Annotated in this window: 21 protein-coding genes; 8 read left to right on the top strand and 13 right to left on the bottom strand. The window is 44.1% G+C overall.

What is annotated here, in order from left to right; all coding sequences use genetic code 11:
* Positions 1-53 precede the first annotated feature (53 nt).
* On the bottom strand, positions 54-818 hold the full coding sequence (gene fabG, locus AKG33_RS04295) for a 3-oxoacyl-ACP reductase FabG (protein WP_012030865.1): 765 nt from the start codon (positions 816-818) through the stop codon (positions 54-56).
* Between the two features lie 336 nt (positions 819-1,154).
* Between fabG and AKG33_RS04290 the strand changes: the two genes are divergently transcribed.
* Together AKG33_RS04290 and AKG33_RS04285 are read left to right on the top strand one after the other, a co-directional pair.
* Entirely contained in the window at positions 1,155-2,774 is a 1,620-nt protein-coding gene (locus tag AKG33_RS04290; protein ID WP_050707986.1) for a phosphoethanolamine transferase, read from the top strand.
* Positions 2,764-3,447 (top strand): PAP2 family lipid A phosphatase, encoded by a 684-nt coding sequence (locus tag AKG33_RS04285; RefSeq protein WP_012030863.1) that lies wholly within the window; start codon positions 2,764-2,766, stop codon positions 3,445-3,447. Before AKG33_RS04290 ends, AKG33_RS04285 begins: the two co-directional genes overlap by 11 nt.
* Positions 3,448-3,497: 50 nt before the next feature.
* On the opposite strand, the gene glmS is transcribed toward AKG33_RS04285, so the two are convergent.
* Positions 3,498-5,315 carry a glutamine--fructose-6-phosphate transaminase (isomerizing) gene (glmS, locus tag AKG33_RS04280; protein WP_012030862.1) on the bottom strand — a complete coding sequence of 606 codons (1,818 nt, stop codon included), beginning with the start codon at positions 5,313-5,315 and terminating at the stop codon, positions 3,498-3,500.
* A 103-nt stretch (positions 5,316-5,418) separates the two neighbouring features.
* On the opposite strand from glmS, the gene thrS reads away from it, so the two are divergent.
* The 5 genes from thrS to AKG33_RS04255 all read left to right on the top strand — a co-directional run bounded on the left by thrS (position 5,419) and on the right by AKG33_RS04255 (position 8,798).
* Complete coding sequence (gene thrS / locus AKG33_RS04275) at positions 5,419-7,341, top strand: threonine--tRNA ligase (protein WP_050707988.1); 1,923 nt, start codon at positions 5,419-5,421, stop codon at positions 7,339-7,341.
* A complete protein-coding gene (infC, locus tag AKG33_RS04270) occupies positions 7,341-7,859 on the top strand; it encodes a translation initiation factor IF-3 (RefSeq protein WP_081423584.1) in 519 nt (172 codons plus the stop codon). The genes thrS and infC overlap by 1 nt, the downstream gene beginning before the upstream one ends.
* A 74-nt stretch (positions 7,860-7,933) precedes the next feature.
* On the top strand, positions 7,934-8,122 hold the full coding sequence (rpmI, locus tag AKG33_RS04265; RefSeq protein ID WP_041729450.1) for a 50S ribosomal protein L35: 189 nt from the start codon (positions 7,934-7,936) through the stop codon (positions 8,120-8,122).
* 11 nt (positions 8,123-8,133) lie between these two features.
* Complete coding sequence (rplT, locus tag AKG33_RS04260; protein WP_012030859.1) at positions 8,134-8,493, top strand: 50S ribosomal protein L20; 360 nt, start codon at positions 8,134-8,136, stop codon at positions 8,491-8,493.
* 68 nt (positions 8,494-8,561) lie between these two features.
* Positions 8,562-8,798, top strand: a complete 237-nt coding sequence (locus AKG33_RS04255) for an FAD assembly factor SdhE (RefSeq protein WP_012030858.1) — start codon at positions 8,562-8,564, stop codon at positions 8,796-8,798.
* 2 nt (positions 8,799-8,800) lie between these two features.
* Here the strand turns inward: AKG33_RS04255 and rpiA are convergent, their stop codons facing one another.
* Positions 8,801-9,457, bottom strand: coding sequence for a ribose-5-phosphate isomerase RpiA (gene rpiA / locus AKG33_RS04250; RefSeq protein ID WP_012030857.1), 657 nt, complete (start codon positions 9,455-9,457; stop codon positions 8,801-8,803).
* 105 nt (positions 9,458-9,562) lie between these two features.
* On the opposite strand from rpiA, the gene AKG33_RS04245 reads away from it, so the two are divergent.
* Complete coding sequence (locus tag AKG33_RS04245) at positions 9,563-10,786, top strand: DUF819 family protein (protein ID WP_012030856.1); 1,224 nt, start codon at positions 9,563-9,565, stop codon at positions 10,784-10,786.
* Between the two features lie 41 nt (positions 10,787-10,827).
* Here the strand turns inward: AKG33_RS04245 and der are convergent, their stop codons facing one another.
* From der to AKG33_RS04195, 10 genes are all read right to left on the bottom strand, one after another.
* Positions 10,828-12,177, bottom strand: a complete 1,350-nt coding sequence (der, locus tag AKG33_RS04240) for a ribosome biogenesis GTPase Der (RefSeq protein ID WP_012030855.1) — start codon at positions 12,175-12,177, stop codon at positions 10,828-10,830.
* 9 nt (positions 12,178-12,186) lie between these two features.
* Entirely contained in the window at positions 12,187-13,332 is a 1,146-nt protein-coding gene (gene bamB / locus AKG33_RS04235) for an outer membrane protein assembly factor BamB (RefSeq protein ID WP_012030854.1), read from the bottom strand.
* Positions 13,329-14,003: a YfgM family protein gene (locus tag AKG33_RS04230; RefSeq protein ID WP_012030853.1), complete on the bottom strand. Its 675-nt coding sequence runs from the start codon at positions 14,001-14,003 to the stop codon at positions 13,329-13,331. The genes bamB and AKG33_RS04230 overlap by 4 nt, the downstream gene beginning before the upstream one ends.
* Complete coding sequence (gene hisS, locus AKG33_RS04225) at positions 13,994-15,274, bottom strand: histidine--tRNA ligase (RefSeq protein ID WP_012030852.1); 1,281 nt, start codon at positions 15,272-15,274, stop codon at positions 13,994-13,996. Before hisS ends, AKG33_RS04230 begins: the two co-directional genes overlap by 10 nt.
* Entirely contained in the window at positions 15,271-16,251 is a 981-nt protein-coding gene (locus AKG33_RS04220) for a RodZ domain-containing protein (RefSeq protein ID WP_012030851.1), read from the bottom strand. The genes hisS and AKG33_RS04220 overlap by 4 nt, the downstream gene beginning before the upstream one ends.
* Before the next feature lies 1 nt (position 16,252).
* A complete protein-coding gene (locus tag AKG33_RS04215; protein ID WP_012030850.1) occupies positions 16,253-17,014 on the bottom strand; it encodes a hypothetical protein in 762 nt (253 codons plus the stop codon).
* Between the two features lie 91 nt (positions 17,015-17,105).
* The gene (locus tag AKG33_RS04210; protein WP_012030849.1) at positions 17,106-18,200 is read right to left on the bottom strand and encodes a bifunctional tRNA (adenosine(37)-C2)-methyltransferase TrmG/ribosomal RNA large subunit methyltransferase RlmN; all 1,095 of its coding nucleotides are present in this window, start codon (positions 18,198-18,200) and stop codon (positions 17,106-17,108) included.
* A 136-nt stretch (positions 18,201-18,336) separates the two neighbouring features.
* Positions 18,337-19,014 carry an N-acetylmuramate alpha-1-phosphate uridylyltransferase MurU gene (gene murU / locus AKG33_RS04205; protein ID WP_012030848.1) on the bottom strand — a complete coding sequence of 226 codons (678 nt, stop codon included), beginning with the start codon at positions 19,012-19,014 and terminating at the stop codon, positions 18,337-18,339.
* On the bottom strand, positions 18,980-19,987 hold the full coding sequence (locus AKG33_RS04200; RefSeq protein ID WP_012030847.1) for an aminoglycoside phosphotransferase family protein: 1,008 nt from the start codon (positions 19,985-19,987) through the stop codon (positions 18,980-18,982). The genes murU and AKG33_RS04200 overlap by 35 nt, the downstream gene beginning before the upstream one ends.
* A complete protein-coding gene (locus tag AKG33_RS04195; protein WP_012030846.1) occupies positions 19,987-20,598 on the bottom strand; it encodes a thiol:disulfide interchange protein DsbA/DsbL in 612 nt (203 codons plus the stop codon). Before AKG33_RS04195 ends, AKG33_RS04200 begins: the two co-directional genes overlap by 1 nt.
* Positions 20,599-20,715: the final 117 nt, after the last annotated feature.

The raw sequence follows: 20,715 nt of genomic DNA, 5'->3' as shown, positions 1-20,715 counted from the left end.
AAAAAAGGGGCGGTGAAATACCGCCACTTTCATTTTTGCAAAATGATAAAAAACTATAACAACGCTTCCGGCGATTCCGGCAAAATTTGTCCGCCGTCAACAACGATGCTTTGTCCGGTGATATACGCATTTTCTTTAGCGGCAAAGAATGCAGCAGCGTAACCAATATCTTCTGGTTTTCCTAAAGTATGCGTGGGAACGGCGGCTTTCATTTGTTGCAAATAGGTTTCGCCTTGCGCGCGCAAGCCTTCCGTTAAAATATTGCCGGGTTGAACGGCGTTAATGGTGATGCCGAAACGCGCGTATTCCAAAGCGGCGCTGCGCATAAATCCCAATTGTCCGGCTTTACTGGCGCCGTAATGCGCCCAATTGGGGAAACCGGTAATGGGACCGGTAATAGAAGAAGTGAGGATCACGCGTCCGTATTGTTGTTTTTTCATCGCTTTTAACGCCGCCTGCACCACGAAAAACATGCCTTTAAGATTGATATTCATCACTAAATCCCAATCGGATTCTTTCATATCTTCCAAACTCGCCTGCGGAAAAATGCCGACGTTAGCGCATAAAATATCGAGCCGTTGATGAGTGGCAAGCACGTGATCAATTAATGCGTGACAAGATTTTTGATTGGTAACATCGAGCGCAACAAAACTTCCGCCTAATTCTTCAGCCGTTTTTTTGCCTTCGGTTTCGTCAATATCAGCGATGATAATTGTGGCGCCGGCTTGTTTTAAAACCCGCGCGATGCCTTTGCCGATGCCTTTTGCACCGCCAGTAACAACGGCGATTTGTTGATCTAATGAAAATAATGCAGCCATTTTTTTCTCCTTTTGTGTTGTGAAACAATCTGTTTTCGCCTTTTCATTTTGGCGCTTAAACGTTATACACGAGCGCGCCGCGAAGATCTCGTTTTGATCATTAAAAATAACACACGGTCGCGCGCTTTGTTTTTTTCGAGCGTTTCAAAAAGAACGCGCATTTTTTGCGATTTTTATTTTTAACGCTATTTCAAAGTATTCAATAAAATTTCCGCGTTATTTTTTAATAACAATAAACAGTTTTTTAAAAAAATAATCTTTTAATGTTTTATTCATATCATTAAAAAGCGCGCGCTGGCATAATGTTTCGCTCTTTTTTAGTTTGTGCAAAGTTTTATGATTTTATCTGCTTTGAAGCGTTCTGTGCGCCAAAATCCTGCGATTAATGCGTTTTGGCTTTTGCCGATTGTGGCGCTCTTTTTAACGATAACGGCAAACGATGCGTTTTTTATGCATGCAGCGGAAACTTATCCGTTAACTGATTATTTGGGGTTTGCCGTATCGTTAGCGCTGGTATTAACGGGCGTATTATTATTATTGTTATCGCTTTTGTGTTATAAATTTTTATTTAAATTCATACTGATAGCCTTTATTTTGCTCGCCAGCGTCACCGGATATTTCACCGATACGTACGGCACCATTTACGATGCCCAAATGATGCAGAACGTTTTAGAAACCGATCAAGCGGAAATGATGGGGTTATTTAATATTGAGTTTATATTACGAATCAGTCTATTAGGCATTATTCCAAGCATGATTATTGCGCGGCAAAAAGTGTATTTTCCGCGGCTTTCGTGTGCGTTATTAACGCGCTTTGCCGTCATTTTAGGCAGTTTATTATTAATTACTTTGCCGATTACCACGTTTTCTAAAACATATGCGAGTTTTTTCCGCGAACATAAAACATTGCGTTTATACACCAATCCCGTTGCACCGATTTATGCCGTCGGGAAATTGTTGCACACTGAATACCGCAAACATACCGCGCCGAAAAATACGATTATGCACGCCGCTGATGCCGTGCAAATTTCTTCACCAGCTGAGCGGACGCCAAAATTAATCGTGATGGTGGTCGGCGAAACATTGCGCGCAGATCATGTGTCGCTAAACGGTTATACCCGCAATACGTTTCCACAGGTCTCCCAAATTCAAGGTGTTACTAATTTTAGCAATGTGATTTCCTGCGGCACGTCTACCGCGTATTCGCTGCCGTGTATGTTTAGTTATTCTGAGATAAAAAATTATGACGTAGCACAAGCGCCCTATCATGAAAACGTACTTGATACGATTAATCGTTTAAAAATCAATATATTGTGGAAGGATAATAATTCTGATGATAAAGGCGTGATGCATAAATTACCGCCAAGCCATTACGTTAAATTAACGCGCGAACATTGTCCTGACGGTGCTACACACGAATGTCGTGACATTCATCTATTAGCTGGATTAGATGATTATGTAGCAAACCACCAACAGCAAGATATTTTGATCGTACTGCATCAAATGGGCAATCACGGTCCCGAATACTATAAACGTTATGATGCAGAATTTGAGCGCTTCACGCCTGTTTGCAAAAATAATGAATTGGCAAAATGCGCGCGACAAGAGGTAATTAATGCTTTTGATAATGCTGTGCTGATGACGGATGATTTTCTGGCAAAAACCATTCATTGGTTGAATCAATACGATCAAACCCATCAAGTTGCGTTGTTATATGTCAGCGATCACGGCGAAAGTTTAGGTGAAAAAGGCGTTTATTTACACGGCATGCCTTATCGCATCGCACCGATAGAACAAAAACACGTGGCATCATTTTTTTGGACGAGTGCGCACACGCATTTTCGCGCCGTACCATCGGATACGGCTTTAACACATGCTGCAATCGCTGCCACTTTGCTCAAATTATTTGATATAAAAACACAATCTATTGAATATAAAAGCAGTTATGTTTTGTAATGTACGATTTCATTATTGCGCGGGTATTGGTTTTGCGTTGCTTATATTTTCAACTTTGCTGCTGGAACATTCGACGCTTGATATTGATATCAGCCAATTTTTTTATCATAACGGACAATGGATTATCGCTAAAAATGCGCCGTTACCGCGGTGGTTTTTTTACACGGGTATCAAACATACGTTGATTGGGTGTGAGATTTTTATCTTGTGTCTTTTATTTCAACGTTGGCTTTTACCGCACAAAATGCCGCGATTTTTGCCGCAATTTTCTCAACGCGAATTGGGTTATTTAGTGACGATGTTATTTCTAATACCCGCAGTGATCGGTCTTTTAAAAACACTCACACACGTACCCTGCCCCAACCATATCGAAACATTTGGCGGACAATTTCCTTATTTATCACTATGGCAAAATGTGCTGGCACAGCATCACGAAAAATGTTTTCCCGCGGCACATGCCGGATTGGGTTTTTCTTGGTACGCATGGGCATTTCTACCGCGGTTGCGTTCACAACACTTCAAAATCGCACTCGCCGTCACCGCGCTTGGTTGGATAATGGGACTTTATAAAATGGCAATCGGCGATCATTTTTTCAGTCATACCGTGATATCAATGCTGATCGCGTGGACGTTAAACGCTTTGAGCGCGGCAGTGTTATGGCATAAATCCTAAAAAATCCCCCGTTTTCGAAATAACGAGGGATTCGTAGTCATTTTAATTTTTTATTCTACCGTCACCGATTTCGCTAAATTTCGCGGCTGGTCAACGTCATTTCCCTTATAACAAGCAACATGATAAGCGAATAATTGTAACGGCACTACTGCGATTAATGCCATCGTCAAATCGTCTAACACGCCCAAAGAAATCACCGTGGCATCGGATAAAGCGTGTAAATCAACGCGTTCATCAGCAAAAACGATCAAACGTCCGCCGCGCGCCTGCACTTCTTGCAAATTACTCAATGTTTTTTCGCCCAATAATCCTGCCTGCACAACAGCAACTACAGTCATTTGTTCATCAACCAAAGCCAAAGGTCCATGCTTTAATTCGCCGCAGGGATAAGCTTCCGCGTGGATATAAGATAATTCTTTTAATTTTAACGCGCCTTCTGCCGCAATTGCTGCGCCGGCGCCGCGTCCTAAAAACAAACAATTGCGCTCTTTTTGCAATGTTTTTGCCGCCGCAGCAATTTTTGTATCCAACGCTAACATTTGCTCAACGGCAGCCGGCAAACGCGCTAAAGCAGCGCATTCTTCGCTGATATTTTCTCCTTTAACGTGACGAATCAATAAAGTAATTAAATGCAACACAACCAATTGCGCCATAAAAGCTTTAGTGGAAGCCACGCCAATTTCCCGACCGGCGCGCGTTAAAATATGATGCGGACACAAGCGCACCAGCGCACTTTCAGCAACATTGCATACCGCTAAATAATCCAAATAAGGTAATTTTTTGGCTTTATTGAGCGCGGCTAAAGTATCAGCCGTTTCTCCAGATTGAGAAATGGTTAAAAATAAAGTATGCGGCGAAACGGCAACATCGCGGTATAAATATTCGCTGGCGTATTCAACATTTGTGCGAATGCCCGCGGCTTCAAGATAATATTTAACCACTAAACCAGCGTGATAACTGCTGCCGCAAGCGATAATATCAATATTTTTCAATTGATTACATATTTCTTGTAATTCTGGAGAAAACGTATCGATATTTAACGATTGCGCGGTTAAACGTCCTGATAAAGTATGACGAATTACGCTGGGCTGCTCAAACGTTTCCTTTTGCATAAAATGTTGATAACCATTTTTCCCAACAATATCATCATCTTGTTCACTTTCAACCCAAACGCGTTGCACGGATTTTCCGCTGTGATCAAAAATGCGGCAATCCTCGCGGCTTAATTGCGCCACGTCGCCGTCTTGTAAATAAATAAATTGGCGCATCAGCGGCAATAAAGCAAAACTATCAGATGCGGCAAAATAGCCCGCCGCGCTTTTGCCGATAATCATCGGAGAATGTTGGCAAGCAACAACGATATGATCGGGATCATCTGCCGCCATCACCGCGAGCGCATAACTGCCTTTTAAATGCGGCAAAGTATGCAAAACGGCGGCAGCGATATCGTGATCGCGTTGATAATAATCATGAATTAAATGCGCGATGGTTTCTGAATCGGTATCCGATTGAAATTGATATCCTTTTTCGATTAATTGCGCGCGTAATTCAAGATAGTTTTCAATAATGCCATTATGAACAACGGCAATTTGCGCGCCGCTGATGTGTGGGTGGGCGTTTTTTTCGTTGGGAATGCCGTGCGTTGCCCAACGGGTATGAGCAATGCCGCTGTTGCCGGCAAGCGGCGATTCGGCAATTTTTTCGGTTAATTGCATCACTTTTCCTACGGCACGGCGACAATGGAGTTTATTTTTTGATAATACGGCGATTCCAGCAGAATCGTAGCCACGGTATTCCAAACGCGTGAGTCCCGTCATCAAAATTGAAACAATATCTTTTTTTGCCACACCGGCAATAATTCCGCACATAAATCGCTCCAAAAATAGAAATGCTAGAGAATAGCATTAAACCTATAAAGTCAGTAGAATGCTTTCCTCGCGTTAATCAGCGCACAGAATGAGGGGAATGAATATGCCTACAATAACTCTGCCCGACGGCAGTAAAAAATCTTTTAATGCTGCAATAACTGGTCAAGAAATTGCAGAATCTATCGGTTCGAGTTTAGCCAAAGCGGCAATTGCCGTGCGTATTGGCGAAAAGTTGCAAGATTTAAGCGATACGATTGCTTGCGATGCCGACGTCACCATCATCACGGATAAAGATGAAGCCGGATTGGAAATTATTCGCCATTCTTGTGCGCATTTGTTGGGGCACGCATTAAAACAATTATGGCCGCAAGCCAAAATGGTGATTGGTCCGGTGATTGAAAACGGTTTTTATTATGATATTGAAGCTGATCATCGTTTTACCCCAGAAGATTTAGCCGTTTTAGAAGAACGCATGCAAAAACTCGCCGCAACCGGATACAGCGTGAAAAAAGAATGGACGCCGGTCGCGCGCGCGCGGGAAATTTTTCATGAACGGCAGGAAGATTTTAAAATTCGTTTGATTGATGATTTTGATGACGATGTGCAAGAAGTTGGTTTGTATTACCACCAAGAATATGTGGACATGTGTCGCGGTCCGCACGTGCCGGATATGGGCAAAATCAAAGCGTTTAAACTCACTAAACTTTCGGGTTCTTATTGGCGCGGTGATGCGCAAGCAGAAGCGTTACAACGTATTTATGGCGTTGCGTTTCGCAGTAAAAAAGAATTAGACGATTATTTAACACAACAAGCCGAAGCCGAAAAACGCGATCACCGCAAAATCGGCAAAGCGCTCGATTTATTCCATTTGCAAGAAGAAGCGCCTGGCATGGTCTTTTGGCATGCTAAAGGTTGGACGATTTACCGCGAAATTGAAAACTATATGCGCACAAAATTGCGGAAATATGGTTATCAAGAAGTTCAAGGTCCGCAAATTCTCGACCGCAGTTTATGGGAAAAATCCGGACACTGGGATAAATTCGGCGGCAATATGTTTACTTGCTGCATCGATAATCACGATTTTGCCGTCAAACCCATGAATTGCCCCGGACACGTGCAAATTTTTAATCAAGGTTTAAAAAGTTACCGCGAATTGCCGATTCGTTATGCTGAATTTGGTATTTGTCACCGCAATGAACCATCTGGCACGTTACACGGCATTATGCGCGTACGGCGCTTTGTGCAAGATGATGGGCATATTTTCTGCGCGCGCAATCAAGTTCGTGCGGAAATTGAACGCACTTGCCGCATGGTTTATGAAGTTTATGATGATTTTGGTTTCAAAAATGTGGAACTCGCGCTGTCAACCCGTCCAGAAAAACGCGTCGGTAGCGATGAGATTTGGGACGAGGCAGAACGCGGTTTACAAGAAGCATTGGAAGCGCAAAATTTGGCATTCCGTTTGCAACCCGGCGAAGGCGCGTTTTACGGTCCCAAAATTGAATTTACTTTAAAAGATAGTTTGGGAAGACGTTGGCAATGTGGCACCGTTCAATTGGACTTTTCAATGCCCGCACGACTTGGCGCTGAATATATTGATGAACACGGCGAAAAACAAACGCCCGTGATGATTCACCGCGCGATTTTAGGCTCGTTGGAACGCTTTATTGGTATTTTAATTGAACAATATGCGGGCAATATGCCTGTTTGGTTATCGCCCGTGCAAGCGATGATTATGCCAATTACGGATACGCACGCCGATTATGTTCAAAATGTGATGCAAAAATTTATCGCTGCCGGTATTCGCGCAGAAATAGATTTGCGCAATGAAAAAATAAGCTATAAAATTCGCGAGCATACTTTGCAGCGCGTTCCTTTTTTATTGGTAGCCGGCGACAGAGAAAAGCAATCAAACACGCTTTCTGTACGTACACGTGACGGCAAAGAGTTAGGCGTGATGGAAATTGCGACAATTATTGAGCATATCCGCCACTTGATTGAGACAAAATCACAGGAGATTGAGTAATAGTTAAGCAAAATGAAACGCGGGTCAATGAAGAAATCCGCGAATCTGAAGTTCGGTTAATCGACGCAGATGGCGAACAACGCGGTGTCGTTGCAATTGAGGAAGCTTTAAATATCGCTTATGAACAGGATTTAGATTTGGTGGAAGTTGCCTCCAACGCTAAACCCGTGGTGTGCCGAGTGATGGATTTCGGCAAATATCGGTTCGAGCTACAAAAAAAGCAACAAGAAGCGCGTAAAAATCAAAAACGCATACAAATTAAAGAGGTTAAGTTCCGACCAGGAACTGACGAGGGGGACTATCAGGTCAAACTACGCAACCTGACGCGTTTCCTCGAAGGCGGTGATAAAGCCAAAGTAACGGTTCGTTTTCGCGGACGTGAAATGGCGCATCAAGCTCTTGGTCATGAGCTTCTCGCTCGCATCGAAGCTGATTTAGCATCAGTTGGCGTTGTGGAGCAAAAAGCAGGATTTGAAGGTCGCCAAATGGTGATGGTTCTTGCTCCTGTTAAGAAGTGATGTGATTTCGCCTTAAAAAAACATTGCCGCTGCGGCGGCATTTTATATTCATGGCAAACAATGCGGAGTCAATAATGCCTAAAATGAAAACTCATCGAGGCGCAGCAAAGCGCTTCAAAAAAACCAAAAATGGTTATAAAGTTGGACATTCACACGTCCGTCATATCCTGACGAAAAAAACGACCAAACGTAAACGTCACCTGCGCGGCTTAATGCAAGTGCATGCAAGCGATGTTAAAGCAGTCAAGCAAATGATCGGTTAAGGAGTTAGGACATGGCAAGAGTAAAACGCGGGGTTCAAGCCCACGCCCGTCATAAGAAAGTATTAAAAGCTGCGAAAGGTTACTATAGCGCGCGTCGTAAAACATTTCGTGTCGCCAAACAAGCAGTAATCAAAGCAGGTCAATACGCTTATCGCGATCGTAAAACCAAAAAACGTCAATTCCGCCAACTTTGGATTATTCGGATTAATGCTGGCGCGCGGATACACGGATTAAGCTACAGCCGCTTTATCAACGGATTGAAAAAATCTGGTATCGCTGTTGACAGAAAAATTCTCTCCGAATTAGCGGTTTACGATAAATCCGTTTTTGCGACTTTAGCAGAAAAAGCAAAAGCTGCATTATCAGCTTAATCACTTTTTCTTGATGAAACGACCGCTTTTTGGCGGTCGTTTTTTTATCTTTTTATTTGAGGAAAACCATGACCGCAAAACTACATTGGTTATGCCGCCGCGGCATTAAAGAACTCGATTTATTGCTCGAATATTATTTAACGCAACATTATCCAAGCGCCAGCGCCGCTGAACAAAACGCCTTTGAACGTTTACTTGCCTATCAAGACAGCGAGATTTTGGATCTGATTTTTCATCATAAAGAAGATGAAGATGGCGACATACGAAACTTAATCCGCCATCTCCGTCAGCAAAAATTAGTTTGAATTTACCAAAGCACAATTTCCCCGTCGCTTTGGCTCATTAAAACTTTATCCGCCCGTCTTTGCGCAAAAATGCCGCATTCCACCACGCCGGCAATCGTGTTAATACGCGCTTCCATCCGTTCGGCAGCCGTTAAATCTAAATAATGCACATCTAAAATCCAATGACCATTATCCGTCACCACGCCCTGCCGCCAGCGCGGTTCGGCGCCTAATTTCACAATTTCCCGCGCAACGTAACTTCTCGCCATCGGAATCACTTCAACGGCAACTGGAAAACGTCCTAATTGCGCCACTTTTTTTGATTCATCAATGATGCAAATAAATTCTTTTGCCGCCGACGCGATGATTTTTTCCCGTGTCAACGCCGCGCCGCCGCCTTTTATCATGATTTTGTCATCATTAATTTCATCGGCGCCGTCCACATAAATATCCGGCGGATCGCAGGCATTTAAATCGCGCACCCGAAATCCCGCCGCTTCCAATGCTTTGCTGGACGTTTCCGAAGCGGCAACAATATCGCGAAATTGTCTTTTTGCCTGTTTTAACGCCTCAATAAAACACAACACCGTTGAACCGCTGCCCACGCCCAACGTAATATTTTCAGGCACATGTTCTAATACGGCAGCAGCGACTTTTTCCTTGAGAAGCTGTTGATTCATTTATTTGCTCAATGCTAAAAAAATGTCATTTTAAACCATTGCTGGCAAAAATTTTTAAAAGCGTATAATGGTGAGCGTTTTGCACGAGATAAAGGTAAAAAAACGATGATTTCAGAATTACCACTGGCTTTTGGACTTCTGATGGCGGTTGTCGGCATTATTTTTTATACAGCCGGTATCGATCACCCTTTTTGGAAAAAATTTTATGCGATTATGCCGGCAATTGTGTTGTGCTGCTTTATTCCCGCGGGACTCAATACTGCCGGCGTTTTTGCCGATGGCGTCGGCAGCCAAATTTATCGTTTTGCCGCGACCTATTTATTGCCTGCCGCCTTGTTTTTAATGACATTATCCATGGATATTCCCAAATTATTGGGATTAGGTTGGAAAGTGCTTGCAATGTTTTTTGCAGCAAGCACTGCCATTATTCTCTCCGGTCCAATTTCATTATGGATTTATAAATGTGTAGCGCCCGAGCAATTTTTAGATGACCATTTATGGCGCAGTTTTTCTGCAGTAGCAGCGAGCTGGATCGGCGGTGCCGCCAATCAAGCCGCAATGAAAGAACTTTTTCAGATTGAAGACGGATTATTCGGCACCATGATTTTGGTCGATACCGTCAACGCCTCTCTTTGGTTGCTTGTGATTTTCATGCTTGCCAAACATGCCGAAAAAATTGATCGCTGGTTAAAAGCAGATACGCAAGCCATTGATCGCGTAATTAAAGCCGTTGAAAGTTATGAGCGAGAACACGCGCGCATTACCACTTTGCGCGATTTTATGATGATGTTCGGATTAACTTATGCCGTCAGCGGTATCGGTTTATTTTTAGGAAAATATCTTGCCCGATTTTTCGCTCACTACAATTGGGCAGGCACGTACAGTTTAGATAATCAATTTTTTTGGATGGTGATTTCGGTAACCGTCATCGGTTTCATTTTATCGTTAACCCCAATGCGCAAACTCGATAACGTGGGTTCGGCAAAAATCGGCACCGCTTTCATTTTTATTTTAATTGCCACTATCGGCATGCAAATTAATTTACGCGGACTAATGCAATACTGGCAATTATTATTAGTGGGATTACTGTGGATGTGTTTGCATATTATTTTTATTTTTATCGTGGCAAAAATCATCAAAGCGCCGTTATTTTATTTATGCGTTGCCTCAAATGCTAACACCGGCGGCGCATCTTCTGCGCCCATCGTTGCTACCGCTTTTCACCCTGCTTTAGCGCCAGTAGGCGTTTTATTAGGGATTTTGGGTTACGTTATCGGCACTGTTGGCGGTTATGTTTCTACATTATTGATGCGTTGGGCAGTTGGTTAATTCAAAAATAAACAACACGAAAAAGGCTGCCGTGGCAGCCTTTATTTTTCCGGATCAAAAGGATTGGCTTTATCGCGGTAAGAAATACGAATCGGCGTGCCGTGCAAATGAAAATATTGCCGAAAAAATCGACTCAAATATTGCGTATACGAAGCAGGAACGTTATCCGTGCGCGCGCCGTGAATAATCACATGCGGGGGATTTTTTCCGCCTTGATGCGCATATTGCAACTTAATTGCGCGTCCATTAACCAACGGCGGCTGATGGCGATGATAAGCCAGTTCCAAAGCTTGCGTCCATTGATTGGTTGAAATCTCCATCATCACGCTGCGATAAACCGTTTTAACCGCCGGCAATAACGCGCGGATATTGCTACCGTGCAACGCGGAAATATAAAATATTTCTGCATAATCAACGAAATTTAATTTACGTTCTAACTGTGCTTGTATTTTTTCCCGCGTTTCACCGTCTAAATGATCCCATTTATTAACAGCAATCACGAGCCCGCGCCCGCGTTTGATAATCTCGCCGAGCAAATGCGCATCTTGATCAGTAATGCCTGCTTGCGCATCGAGCACCAAAATCACCACATTGGCTTGTTCAATTGCTTCCAGCGCTTTAACGATGGAAAATTTTTCGATTTTATCGTCAACGCGCGCTTTGCGCCGAATGCCGGCAGTATCGATCAAAGTAAAAGCATCGCCTTCATTATCAACGTAAGGAATACGAATCGCATCGCGCGTTGTGCCAGCAACGGGGCTCGCAACCAAACGCTCTTCTCCCAATAAACGATTCAATAAAGTAGATTTTCCCGCATTTGGGCGCCCGAGCACTGCCAAATGGATAGATTCTTGCGCGGCGGTTTCATTTGCGTTTTCAATCGGCGCTGGCGGCAATAATGAAACAATCAAATCTTCTAATTGCTTAATGCCGCGGCGCTGTTCGGCAGCAATCGTTAGCACGGGTTGCATGCCCAAACGATAAAAATCTGCAACGGCAACATCAGGATCAACGCCATCAATTTTATTAACCGCCAACACGATTGGTTTCGTCACGCGGCGCAATTCCGCGGCAATTTGTTCATCATCAAGCGTTAAACCATCACGCGCATCTAAAACAAAAACAATCACATCAGCTTCTTCCATCGCTGTGCGCGCTTGTTCATCAACGCGAAAATCAATTTCTGCCGTTTCCGTATTCAACATTCCGCCCGTATCAATCAACATGCACGGAACACCGGCTAAAGTCGTGCGCGCATAAATGCGGTCGCGCGTCAGTCCCGCTTTATTGCTGACGATGGCTTGTCTGGAACGGGTTAAGGTATTAAATAAAGTAGATTTACCAACATTGGGTCGCCCAACTAAAGCAACCGTTGCGAGATGATCGATCAAAAGAACTCCCTATTGCGGTCGAAAAGCGACCAACTGTCCATTTTGCAACTGCCAAATCAGCAGTTGATCCAATACTAAAGGCGGCGCAAAACTGCCCACTTTTCCAATTTTTTTCTGCCCAATAAGCGCGCCGGAATCTGCATCGAGCCATATTAAATGACCTTCAAAATCCAGCGCTGCCACTCGTTTGGGAATCGCCAGCGGCGGAGAAAGTTTGCGTCCGCGCAAATGCTCATTTTTCCATATCATGGAACCATCGCCTTGCCGTAGTGCAACGATGCTGCCGTGCGGTGTCGTTACATAAATATCACTGGGGCTAATGGCAAAATCCTGATTACTATGCACCGTTTTGTTTTCCCACAACACGGCGCCGGTTTCCAAATTGAGCGCGTACATTTTATTTTGATAAACGCTACCAAATAAAATGTGGCGATTGGCTTTTGGTAGCGCATTTTGATCAAGTAAATTACCGATACGATGCCCCGAAAGTCCCATCGCGACACGATTTTGCGCTAACGGTAAACCGGTTTTAGCATCTAACACCGTGAAATAACCCAAATCGTTAACCATCATCACAACGCCGCCGCCCGCTAATACTGAAGCATCACCGCGCATTTGTATCATCGGCGTTTGCGTACTGTAACGCCATAAAATATCGCCATCTTCTGGCGACAGCGCCGTAACCGTGCTATCCGTTGTCACCGCTAGCAACAATCCATCGCTCACAACAGGACGCACCAGCGTCATCGCGCCCAATGGTTTTCGCCACAACATTTGCCCATCGCTTTGCGATAAAGCAATGATGTCGCCGTTTTCCGCGCCTACAAAAACCGCACCGCCCGCTGCCGTAACGCCGCTACTGATGCGATTTTTTAAAGCAACATGAAAAACTACTTCGCCGTTTTCCGCGCGCAATCGATAAAAATGCCCGTCGGCGCTGATGGCAAAAATATCATCGCCAACATGATCGGGCACTAAAACATACTGTTCTTTTGCACCACCGGCGCCCAATGATTTTTGCCAAACAATATCCGTAGTAACAGAAGATGCGATTTCCGGAAGCGGCACCGGTTTCGGTTCATTGGAATGACCATAAAACCAACTTGAACAGCCGCTCAAACAACAAAAACAAAAAAGCGGCAGCCAAAATCTCATGAATTTTTCTCCGTTGTCGGCGCTGTTAACGCCATTTTTGCTTTTAAAGCATTAATCCGCCGCTGCGTTAACGGCAACGGTTGCAGTTTCATGCTTTCTTCATAAGCTTTTAAAGCAGGTTCCAATTGATCACGCAATAAATAGATATCACCTTGAATTTGCGGAACAATTTTTGCATAAGCGCTGTTTTTTAACAAATCAAGCGTTGATAAGGCAGCATCGTAATCTTTTTGCTGCAATTGCACTTGAACCAGCGCCCACTGCGCATTTTGCGCCAATAAATCATCGCTGGAGGATTGCGCTTGTTGCAATAACGGATAGGCTTTATCAAATTGCTTGTTTTCTACATACAAACGCGCCAGCAAAACATTGGCTAAATCGCGTTGCACGCTTCTATTCTGGCTCATCGCGGCATAATGTTTTTCGGCAACAGTTAATTGTTTTTTATCAACCGCTTCCGTTAATTGCGACAATAAAAAAGATTGCTCTTGCCGTTGGCTGCGTTGATGAACTTTCCACCAATCCATGCCGCCAACCATTGCCAAACCAATGACAATGCCGGTTACGATCACTACACCGTGCCGCCGCAACCATTCTTTAACCAATTCCCCGGTTTCTTCTTCGCTGCGATCATTGATCGGAATATTTAATAAATGATTGATTATTGACATTTTTTATCCTTTTGCGCGGTTAAATAAGCGACTAGTTCATCAAAACCAAAACAATGCTGCGCACCGCTTTGAAGATCTTTGCAATTTACTTGCTGATTTTCGCGTTCTTGTTCGCCAAAAACGAGCACAAAATCCGCCCCCGATTTATCCGCTTTTTTAAACTGATTTTTCAAACTTTGGTAATCGTTATGCAACACGATGGCATCATCTGGAAACTGCTGCCTCAGCTTCGCCGCCCACTGCATTGCCATTGCTTGCTCGGCAAAACTGGCAATAACCATATAAATCAACGGACGGCGCGCCTGCCATATCGCATTTTGTTCCAACAACAATAAAATCCGATCGACGCCAAAAGCGAATCCTGCGGCAGGCGTTGCCGCACCGCCTAGTTGTTCAACCAAACCATCATAACGCCCTCCCGCGCACACCGCGCTTTGCGCGCCCAAAGCGTCTGTTGTCCATTCAAAAACGGTATGGCAATAATAATCCAAACCGCGCACCAAACGCGGATTTAAACGCCACGGAATATCCAGCGCATTTAATAAAGTTGTCACCTGTTCAAAATGTTGCTGGCTTTCGCTGCCTAAATAATCGAGTAACGCCGGCGCCGCGTCCAAACAGGCTTGAACTTGCGGATCTTTGCTGTCTAAAATCCGCAACGGATTCGTTTCCAAACGCCGCTGCGAATCTTCATCTAATTCCTGCCGATGATTTTGCAAATAAGCCACTAAATCTTTTTGAAAAAGCTGCCGTTCTTCTGGCAAACCAATGGTATTGAGTTCCAAACGAACAAGAGAAATTAATCCCAATTCTTGAAACAATTCATAAGCAAGTTGAATTAATTCAACATCTTGCGCGGCACTTTTTACGCCAAACGATTCCACGCTCACCTGACTGAATTGGCGATAACGCCCTTTTTGTGGACGTTCATAACGAAACATCGCCCCTTCAACATATAAACGTTGCACTTGTTGCGCGCGCCCTTGTTCAATAATCGCGCGCACGGCGCCTGCCGTTGCTTCTGGGCGCAAAGTAACGCTTTCTTCGCTGCGGTCTAAAAAAGTGTACATTTCCTTAGTCACAACATCAGTTTCCGAACCGATCGTGCGTTGAAAAAGCGCCGTTTTTTCTAACAAAGGCAAATCCGCTGGCAAATAACCAAATTGATGCAATTTGTGATGGATTTTATCCATCAATTGTTCGCGTAAATCAGATTCCGGCGGCAAAATATCGCGCATGCCGCGAATGGATTGAATATTGTGTTCACTCATTGCGCCGTTCCGATGCGAAAACGCCGTTGATTACCTTCAACGCGATATTTCTGCCAATCTGCCGGCTGCCCCGCAATCATTAAATTAGCTGATTGCGGACGCCCCAAAGAAACGGTATAAGTTTGTCCATCGCTCAATTCAATGGATTCACCAGATTTAAATGTTTTTGAATACAAAATTTTGCGATTGCTGTCGCGAACTTCAACCCAATTTTCGCCCGTTATTTCAATACGAATGGTTTTCGACGCGTCGGCAGTTGCCGTTGGTTGAGCTGTTGATGCATTTTCCGGCGCTAAAGCGTTATTTTGCTCTGGCGCGGACGACTCCGCGGGCGACTCTGTCGTTGTTGTTTCCGGCGTTGTGGGATTAATTAAAGCCGTATTTTCTTCGGGTTGCGGCGCCGGTGTTTCTAAAGAAGTGAGTTCCGGCAATTCTGGCGGCGGTAATGCCGTATTTGCTGCCGTTTCCGGCGGTTCTGTGCCAATTTGCACGACTAAATTTTCACCAGTAGCCGGCGCTGTTTTCGCATTCGGCGCAAAAGTCGCTTTAAATTGCGTAATCAACCATGAATTGGGATTCATAATTTGCACCGCTAAAGCCGCGGCAACTATTAAAATCGGTAAAATCGTCAACCACGCCGCAATATTGTTGCGTTTAAAAGAGCGCGTTTGCGATGCCGCATTAGCGCTACTGATACGCGGCTGGCTGGTATCCGGATAAAGACGGTTAAAAAGTTGCACGATTTCATCAGCATTTAAGCCCAACGCCCGCGCATAACTGTTTAAATAACCGCGCGTAAAGACAAAAGCGCCAATATTTTTGAAATCATTGGCTTCTAACAATTGAATAATCGTAGGATTTAAATTAGTTTGATCCGCCGCTTCCGTAATCGACCATTGTTTTTCTTCACGCGCCGCGCGCAATGCATCGCCAATAGTGTCATCGATTGAGGTTTTATTATCGTTAATGTCCGTCATCTTATATTCCTAAAGATTTTGCTTGAGGTGTATCGCCATAATTACCGCGCATGATACGCATCATTTCTTCTTCTAACACCCGATCATTTGTGCCCCGTGCTGCCAAAATAGCTAATCGAACGCTTTCAGGACTATAGCCAATATAGGTATGCATGACTTTTAAATAACCTAAAGCGGTGGCGTAATCATGTTGCGCAACGGCTAATTCGGATAAAGGCAACAATGCGCCGGCAGCTTTATTATCAAAAACTAATGCTTGACGATATTGCGCTTGTGCCGCGGCATCTTGTTGACGCTTCCGCTCGCAATCACCGGCGGCAATATAAGACAACGGCACGAATTCACGCCCTTTGCGCCGCATTTTGTCGTATAAATTTTGCCGATCGGCGTCGCGGTCAAATTTACATAAAAATGTCGCGTAATTCATAAAGCCCAAAGGATAATCAGGGTGCGAGGCGATTAATTTTTGATAAACCTGATTGCCCGCGGCAATATCGCGTTTTTCTTCATACAGCACTGCCAAAACGTTCCACGCTTCCGGCGGCTCGGAATCAATTTCAATGGCGCGCTTTAATTTGGGTTCGGCTAAATCATAACGTCCCAAACTGACGTAATGAGCGCCTAATTGCAAATAATCTTGATAAGCCTTATTAAAATCTGGTTTTACCGGTTCAACATTTGGCGTTGATTGCGTCGTCGACACGCAGCCCGATACAATCAAACACACAACGGCAACGCCGCCTAAAAAATGATTGTTTTTCATTAAAAAATCCTTGCTGATTCATGCTTTGCCATAATTAAATGATTGCGATGGGAAATCGTTTGCCGATCGGTTACATCGCAGCGGTTCATATTCATGCTTTAAATCCTTGAAACTGCCGCTCGCGTCGAATTCGATCGTTGACGCGCCCCACTAATTGTCCACACGCCGCATCGATATCGTCGCCTCGGGTTTTGCGAATGGTGGCAATATAACCGGCTTTTTGTAAAAACTGTTGAAAACGCACAATATCTTCCCAAGATGAACATTGGAAAGGACTATTGGGAAACTCATTAAAAGGAATTAAATTAATTTTTCCGGGCACATTACGCAATAAATCCGCTAATTGTTGGGCGTGCTCGAGCGTATCGTTAACGCCTTTTAGCATCACATATTCCCACGTAATGCCGCCGTGTTGCTTATTATTTTCTGCATACAAAGCACACGCCTCAATCAGCGCTTTTAAACCATAACGCTGATTAATCGGCACAATTTTATTGCGCAATTCATCATTTGGCGCGTGCAATGAAACGGCTAAACTCAAATCGGTGACCTCACGCAATTTATGGATCGCCGGCACCACGCCCGACGTGCTCAACGTTACGCGCCGTTTTGATAGACCAAATCCCCAATCGCTCATAAAAATTTCGGTGGCAGGCAAAACCTGATTAAAATTAATCAGCGGCTCGCCCATTCCCATTAAAACAACGTTCGTTATTAAACGACTATTACCGTTGCGTTCACAATGAACCAGTTCTTTAGCCAGCCAAACCTGCACCACAATCTCGCCGGTGGTTAAATTACGATTAAATCCCGCCCGCGCCGTAGAACAAAAAGGACACGCCAACGCGCAACCTGCTTGCGAAGAAATGCATAAAGTACCGCGATCATCTTCAGGAATAAAAACCGCTTCAATGCTATTTGTGCACGCATACTGAAATACCCATTTTCGCGTTCCATCGCGCGCGGTTTTATCGGCAATCACTTGCGGCAAAATCACGCATGCTTTTTCCGAAAGCATCGCGCGCAGTTTTTTGCTTAAATCCGTCATGCGTTCAAAATCATAAACGCGTTCGTGATAAAGCCATTTTAAAACTTGTTTCGCGCGAAACGGTTGCTCTCCCTGCGCCACAAACCAATCCGCCAAAGCTTTGGGGGTATAGTCAAAAAGATTTATTTTTTCAGTCATGTCTATTTTCATAAACTACATTATCGATAAAAACCACGCTGGAAACCGCGCCGCCTCCCTTCATCTCGTCATGATTGATTCTTTCAATATCACCAGTTATCACAATAGACACCAAACGCCCAGAAAAAAACGGCAATCATGTTAGCATAACCACATGGTCATCAAAACGTTTTTGCGCCGCTGCCAAACGCTCTGGCGTCCCCACATCTAACCAATCGCCTGCAAAATAAACGCCGCTGATCGTTGTTTTTGCTATCGTTTGCCGTAAAAGCGGCGCCAGTGGTAAAAATTGCGCAGACAATCCCGAAAATAACGCCGCTTGCATGATGGAAATACCAGCAAACGTATAACGCGCGCCCAATGAAACGCGTCCTTCGTTTAAATCAAAATCGCCGGTTTCTTTCCATTCTGGCGTTTCCACTAACACTAAATGCGCCAAAGTATTGGGATAATGAGCAATTAATACTTGATAATCAAGCGCACACCACACATCGGCATTGACCACCAAAAATGGCTCCTCGCCCAACAAAGGCAACGCATTAATAATGCCGCCTGCCGTTTCCAAACCGCGCGCGCCCTCTTCCGAATAAACAATATGCATCCCGTAACGCTGCCCGTCACCCAAAGCGGCAATAATTTTTTCGCCCAAATAAGCTACATTAATCACCACTTCTTTAATGCCCGCTTTGGCTAAACGCCGCAGCTGCCAAACGATTAATGGCTGCCCACCAACCGTCAATAATGGTTTGGGCAAATCACGGGTTAATGCCCCCATTCGACTACCGCGCCCCGCGGCTAGAATCATTGCTTTCATGATTAAACTGAATTAATTGTTCACGCACGCGGCGGTTATAACTTGTTAACGTTGCTGCCAAAATAGGCAAATCCGCGGCTAAAAAATTGACTTCATCGAGCGCTAATGCCCAAGTGCGCGCTAAATACGGCAAATAATCGCGTTTGCCGTCTCTTTTTGCCAAGCGCACAAACAATCCCAAGATTTTTAAATGCCGTTGCAACGCCGTAATATGGCAATCGTAGCGCCATTTTTGCGGATTTTGCTGCGGCGCAAAAAGCTTTTGAAACTGCATTTCCAAAGCGCTGGCTACCGAAACCGGATAATCTTGATACACATCACGCGTTAAAGAAACCAAATCGTAGCAAAGCGCGCCGCTTAACGCGTCTTGATAATCAATGATGGTAATAATACCTTTTTGAAACAATAAATTGCGGCTGTGGAAATCGCGGTGAATGGTCACTTGCGGTTGATCGATGAGTTTTTGCGCAATGAGGGCAAATTCGTTTTGCCATTTTTCCGGCTGTTCCTCGGGCATAAATTGCGGCACAAACCACAAATCAAAGCGCGATAATTCTTCACGAATCAAAGCATCATCATGCGGCGGCACTATTTTTTGCAACGGTTTGGTTTTTTCTTGCCATTGATGCAATAACGTTGCCAGTTTTTCTAACCAAAATTGCGGTTGACGGCTAACATTATGTTCTAAACAAACGCCATCATCGGAAGATAATAACCAACCGGCATTCATATCGTGGTGATAAATCGTTGGCACCGCGATCTCACAACGATGAAGTTGCGCGGTTAAATGAACAAATCGCGCAAAACAAGCGCGATCGGCGCTACTGTCCATCACAATAAAAGAACGCGGCGGTTCATTTTGAACACCGCGGTAATAACGCCGCATGCTGGCATCACCGCGCAACGGCTCGATTTTTACAGTGTCTGGGAAATAGTTGCGGACAAAAGTCAACAAAGGCAATTCAGAAGGCATTAGTCTTTTCTTTGGCTTAAGTTATTGATTAATTCAAACATTTTTTCAATATCATCATTAATTTCAACAACGTATTTGCCGTTGACGATAAAAGCCGGCACACCTTCTAAACCAGAACGTTCAAAAATTTGCTTGGCTCTTTTGAGTTTTTGTTCTACATCAAACGATGTCCACGCTTTTTCCACCGCATCTTCAGAAAATCCTTTAGCAATAAAATATTTTTTAATGCCTTTTTCGCTGCCGATTAAATCGCGTTGTTTGCCTTTATGAATGGCTGCAAAATAATCATCTGCTGCGTCCAATTTTAATGCTTGCATCACGTAAAACGCCCGCGCCGGCAAATCCCAAATCGGATTTCCAATTTGCGCGGGAATTTGTTCAAAAACCACGTTTTCGGGTTTACCGTCTTTCAACCATTTTTCAACTTCTGGTTGAATGTGATAACAATGTCCGCAGGCGAACCAGAAAAATTCCATCACCGTTGGCGCATCAACGGTTGCCACCGGTTCTTTTAATACGCGGTAATCTGTTCCTTCTGTAAATTTTAATTGCGCGCTGGCAGTAAAAGAAAGCAATAAAAGCCACGCGAATAATGAAAAACGTTTAAACATTTTCAACTCCTTGATTGTCTGTCAAAGCCGAAAATTATAATGATTTTAGCTTTTCATACCAGCATTTTTCTTGACCGTAACCCGCTGCTCATCGTGCTATAATCGCCGTTTTTTTGG

The organism is Dichelobacter nodosus (assembly GCF_001263335.1).
Lineage (GTDB): Bacteria > Pseudomonadota > Gammaproteobacteria > Cardiobacteriales > Cardiobacteriaceae > Dichelobacter > Dichelobacter nodosus.
Note: the sequence above shows the minus strand (reverse complement) of the source record. Positions and strands in the feature narration are given on the sequence as shown.

What these genes read in the sequence shown, in the direction of transcription:
- fabG (WP_012030865.1), bottom strand. Translation starts at nt 818, where the DNA reads ATGGCTGCATTATTTTCATTAGATCAACAAATCGCCGTTGTTACTGGC.
- AKG33_RS04290 (WP_050707986.1), top strand. Translation starts at nt 1,155, where the DNA reads ATGATTTTATCTGCTTTGAAGCGTTCTGTGCGCCAAAATCCTGCGATT.
- AKG33_RS04285 (WP_012030863.1), top strand. Translation starts at nt 2,764, where the DNA reads ATGTTTTGTAATGTACGATTTCATTATTGCGCGGGTATTGGTTTTGCG.
- glmS (WP_012030862.1), bottom strand. Translation starts at nt 5,315, where the DNA reads ATGTGCGGAATTATTGCCGGTGTGGCAAAAAAAGATATTGTTTCAATT.
- thrS (WP_050707988.1), top strand. Translation starts at nt 5,419, where the DNA reads ATGCCTACAATAACTCTGCCCGACGGCAGTAAAAAATCTTTTAATGCT.
- rpmI (WP_041729450.1), top strand. Translation starts at nt 7,934, where the DNA reads ATGCCTAAAATGAAAACTCATCGAGGCGCAGCAAAGCGCTTCAAAAAA.
- rplT (WP_012030859.1), top strand. Translation starts at nt 8,134, where the DNA reads ATGGCAAGAGTAAAACGCGGGGTTCAAGCCCACGCCCGTCATAAGAAA.
- AKG33_RS04255 (WP_012030858.1), top strand. Translation starts at nt 8,562, where the DNA reads ATGACCGCAAAACTACATTGGTTATGCCGCCGCGGCATTAAAGAACTC.
- rpiA (WP_012030857.1), bottom strand. Translation starts at nt 9,457, where the DNA reads ATGAATCAACAGCTTCTCAAGGAAAAAGTCGCTGCTGCCGTATTAGAA.
- AKG33_RS04245 (WP_012030856.1), top strand. Translation starts at nt 9,563, where the DNA reads ATGATTTCAGAATTACCACTGGCTTTTGGACTTCTGATGGCGGTTGTC.
- bamB (WP_012030854.1), bottom strand. Translation starts at nt 13,332, where the DNA reads ATGAGATTTTGGCTGCCGCTTTTTTGTTTTTGTTGTTTGAGCGGCTGT.
- AKG33_RS04230 (WP_012030853.1), bottom strand. Translation starts at nt 14,003, where the DNA reads ATGTCAATAATCAATCATTTATTAAATATTCCGATCAATGATCGCAGC.
- hisS (WP_012030852.1), bottom strand. Translation starts at nt 15,274, where the DNA reads ATGAGTGAACACAATATTCAATCCATTCGCGGCATGCGCGATATTTTG.
- AKG33_RS04220 (WP_012030851.1), bottom strand. Translation starts at nt 16,251, where the DNA reads ATGACGGACATTAACGATAATAAAACCTCAATCGATGACACTATTGGC.
- AKG33_RS04215 (WP_012030850.1), bottom strand. Translation starts at nt 17,014, where the DNA reads ATGAAAAACAATCATTTTTTAGGCGGCGTTGCCGTTGTGTGTTTGATT.
- AKG33_RS04210 (WP_012030849.1), bottom strand. Translation starts at nt 18,200, where the DNA reads ATGACTGAAAAAATAAATCTTTTTGACTATACCCCCAAAGCTTTGGCG.
- murU (WP_012030848.1), bottom strand. Translation starts at nt 19,014, where the DNA reads ATGAAAGCAATGATTCTAGCCGCGGGGCGCGGTAGTCGAATGGGGGCA.
- AKG33_RS04200 (WP_012030847.1), bottom strand. Translation starts at nt 19,987, where the DNA reads ATGCCTTCTGAATTGCCTTTGTTGACTTTTGTCCGCAACTATTTCCCA.
- AKG33_RS04195 (WP_012030846.1), bottom strand. Translation starts at nt 20,598, where the DNA reads ATGTTTAAACGTTTTTCATTATTCGCGTGGCTTTTATTGCTTTCTTTT.